The organism is Kitasatospora sp. NPDC059803, from assembly GCF_042732255.1.
Lineage (GTDB): Bacteria > Actinomycetota > Actinomycetes > Streptomycetales > Streptomycetaceae > Kitasatospora.
In genome coordinates this window covers 4919-8139 of sequence record NZ_JBHWIJ010000251.1, presented here as the reverse complement: position 1 = coordinate 8139, position 3221 = coordinate 4919, and the positions used below count along the sequence as shown (strand labels likewise).

General features: G+C 72.6%; 3 protein-coding genes and 1 pseudogene. 3 read left to right on the top strand and 1 reads right to left on the bottom strand.

Features of this window, described 5'->3' with window-relative positions; genetic code table 11:
- Nucleotides 1-100: 100 nt before the first annotated feature.
- Entirely contained in the window at nt 101-703 is a 603-nt protein-coding gene (locus tag ACFV6I_RS30280) for a hypothetical protein (protein WP_380428715.1), read from the bottom strand.
- Nucleotides 704-981: 278 nt separating this feature from the next.
- Between ACFV6I_RS30280 and ACFV6I_RS30275 the strand changes: the two genes are divergently transcribed.
- From ACFV6I_RS30275 to ACFV6I_RS30265, 3 genes and pseudogenes are all read left to right on the top strand, one after another.
- A complete protein-coding gene (locus tag ACFV6I_RS30275) occupies nt 982-1485 on the top strand; it encodes a GNAT family N-acetyltransferase (RefSeq protein WP_063350778.1) in 504 nt (167 codons plus the stop codon).
- A gap of 191 nt (nt 1486-1676) precedes the next feature.
- On the top strand, nt 1677-2270 hold the full coding sequence (locus ACFV6I_RS30270) for a fasciclin domain-containing protein (RefSeq protein ID WP_380428712.1): 594 nt from the start codon (nt 1677-1679) through the stop codon (nt 2268-2270).
- A 327-nt stretch (nt 2271-2597) separates the two neighbouring features.
- Nucleotides 2598-3221, top strand: a pseudogene (locus ACFV6I_RS30265) (hypothetical protein); the annotation flags it as partial.

Below are 3221 nucleotides of genomic sequence, written 5' to 3'. Positions count from 1 at the left end.
GGTGGGGGGTGCCCGGCCTCCGCCTCCACCCGGGGGCGGGGGGGGGGGGGGGCGGGGCGCGCCGGGCGGGGGCGGGGGCCCCCCCCCCAGGCGGGTGGGGTCAGGCGCGGACCAGGGCCCAGGCGCCGAGGCCGCTGCACCCGCCGGCACTGTACGTGGTGGCGCGGAAGCCGGCCGGGATGGGCGAGCCCGGGCAGGTCCACAGGCCGACGCGCGCGAGGTTGTGCCGCCAGGACCCGACGCCGTTGCAGCCGTTGCGGATGTAGTCGGTGATGACGTATCCGCTGACGACCGGCGATCCGCCGCAGGTCCAGATCCCGTCCTTGGGGAGGTTGTGCCGCCAGGAGCCGATGCCGTTGCAGCCGGTCTGGATGTGGTCGGTGATGACGTACCCGGGGACGATCGGCGAGCCCGAACAGGTCCAGATCCCGTCCTTGACCGGTTCCTGATACCAGGAGCCGGAGCCGTTGCAGCCGGTCCGGTCGTAGATGGTGATGACCCATCCGGACTGGACGGGCGCGCCGGAGCAAGCCCACTTGCCGGGGCCGCCCCAGCCGGCCGGCTGGGCCGCCGCACTCGACGTCCCGGCGGCGGTTCCCGCGAGGACGAAGGCCGCGATCAGCGCGAGGGCGCCCAGGGTGGCGCCGACTCCCCTGCGGACGACGGCAGTTGTCAGGCGCTTCCACAAGTGGCGGTCAGACATGGTCAATTCACTCCAGTCCAAGCGGCGGGCAGCACGATGCGGCCCGTTGACGGGGGAACCCGGGATGGGACGGCCACACCCTACGGGGAGGAGGTGTGCACAACATGTGCTGATCGCATGAACAGGCAATCTTGGCCCAAAGTCGCCCTGCGCACGGGAGCCCGTCCGGTCGGGGCGGTGGAAGCCGCGGTGTGGAAGCCCTGCGGGGAGGCCGCTCGGTCGATGCCGAAAGCGCCTGCGCCTGGCACCCGCAGCTCAGTCGGAGCAGAATCACGTCCATGTTCACGACCAATCGCCTGACGATACGCCAGTGGCAGCCCGAGGACCGCGAGCGGGCACTCGACATCTACTCCCGCTGGGAGGTGACGCAGTGGCTGGGCCGCGATCCCCGCACCCTGGAAAACCTCACTGACGCCGAGGCGGCGATCGAACGCTTCCGCTCCCGCTCGGCCGACCCGCGCTTCGGCACCTGGGCGGCGGAACGGAAGGACACCGGCGTGGTCGCCGGCTCCGTCCTGCTCATCCCGATCCCGGACGGCGACGGAGAGGTCGAGGTCGGCTGGCACCTCCATCCGGACAGCTGGGGGCAGGGCTACGCCACCGAGGCCGCGCAGGGCGCCGTGGCCAAGGGATTCGCGGACGGCCTGGCCGAGATCCACGCGGTGGTCCGGCCGGACAACCGGCCGTCGCTGGCCGTCTGCCACCGGCTCGGCATGACCGCGCTGGGCCGCACCACCCGCTGGTACGGCATGGAGTTGGAGGCGTTCCGACTCACCCCCTGACGGGGGGTCCGGGCGAGGACAGCCCGTTCGGCTCGCCCGTCGCCCGGGCGGGCCGGTCCGCCGGAGCCCGGCGCCGATTCGGTGACGGGTGGTCAGGTGAGGTCAGTCCCGGGCATCGTCCCGTTCCCGTGTCACTATCTGAGCGTATTCAGCCCGGATAGGCCGGTTCGCCCCCTTGAGAAGGACTTCGCATGCGTCGTCGCACGACCCACCCCGTCTTGACCGCAGCCGTCGCGCTGGCCCTCGTGCCGCTCGCCGGCTGCACCGGTGTGGGCAGCGACGCTGCCGCGCCGGCGGTCGCCGCACCTCCCCCGCCGGAGCAGGCGTTCGGCCCGAACTGCGCTGCGCTGCCGGCCGACGGCCCCGGGAGCCTGGCCTCGATGGACGGCATCCCGGTGCTGTCCGCGATCGACCAGACCAAGGACCTGACCGTGATGTCCTCGCTGATCAAGACGGCCAAGGCCAAGGACGTCTTCGACTCGATGGACAACGTCACCGTCTTCGCCCCGAACGACGCGGCCTTCGCCAAACTGCCGGAGGACCAGAAGAAGGCCCTGGGCGCCCAGCCCGGCGCGAGCGATCTGCTGCGCCGGCTGATCGTGGTCCGGGACCTACGGAAGGCCGATCTGGCGGACAAGTCCTACACCTCGCTGCAGGGTGCGGCGATCAAGGCGACCGGCAGCGGGGACGACTACCGGATCGGCGGTGCGCAGGTGGTGTGCGGCAGCATCCGGACGGCGAACGCGCGGCTGGCGGTGCTGGACCAGGTGCCGGTGTTCGGCTGAACGCGCTGAGCGCACTGATCGAGCGGGGACATCGACACACGGGTCGGGGTGGGTGCTCCCCACCCCGACCCGTCGTTCCGGGCGGGTTTCCGACCGGAGTCCTCCGGGGCGGGAGCAGCGACTCCGTCGCCGCCCGCGAGACCCGGCCGAGGCCTCCTCATAGGCCAATAGCAGGGATTCGCACGTAATGATCAGATGACACGGTCGCGAGTGACCGCTGCCTACCGCGACGTCGGTTATTCCTGGTCGCGCACGCGTGCTGACGCATGATCGCGAGAGGAGGCGCCGGGGCGTCCGGTGCGGTCGTTGGTCGACGGTCCAGTGTCCATGCTGCTGCGTGGCGTCCTCGCGCTGCTGTGCCTGGTGCCGCAAGGAGGGTTCGCCCTCGCCGCCTCCGTGCACCCGCAGCGAACCGCCCCGGGCCTCGTCGAACGGAACCGCGCCCAGGTCTCCTGCACGCCGTCCGCCACCAACACCAACTGCGTCCGCTTCACCTACAGCGGCGGCGACCAGACCTTCACCGTGCCCGCCGGGGTGAGCAGCGTCTACGCCCGTGTCTTCGGCGCCGGCGGCGCCGGGTCCCCCCGCCCCTACTACACCGGCCAGTACGGAGGCGGTGGCGGCGGCTACACCACCGGCACCCTCGCCGTGACGCCCGGCCAGCGGCTCGCCGTCACCTCCGGGCAGGGCGGCGTGATGAACAGCACCAGCCCGACGTACGGCGGCGGCGCCGGCGGCCAGGGCTTCACGAACGCCGCCGGCGCCAGCGCGACGGGCGGCAGCGGCGGCGGGCTGAGCGCCGTGTGGAACGGCACCTATGGAACCACCCCGCTGCTCATCGCCGGTGGTGGCGGCGGCTCCTCCCCCGGTGCGGGGCCCGCGGCACCCCGGGCCGGAGGTCCAGCTCGACACCCGGGGGGCGCCCCGGCCGCGCGATCAGGTGAGCCGGAC

What these genes read in the sequence shown, in the direction of transcription:
- ACFV6I_RS30280 (WP_380428715.1), bottom strand. Translation starts at nt 703, where the DNA reads ATGTCTGACCGCCACTTGTGGAAGCGCCTGACAACTGCCGTCGTCCGC.
- ACFV6I_RS30275 (WP_063350778.1), top strand. Translation starts at nt 982, where the DNA reads ATGTTCACGACCAATCGCCTGACGATACGCCAGTGGCAGCCCGAGGAC.
- ACFV6I_RS30270 (WP_380428712.1), top strand. Translation starts at nt 1,677, where the DNA reads ATGCGTCGTCGCACGACCCACCCCGTCTTGACCGCAGCCGTCGCGCTG.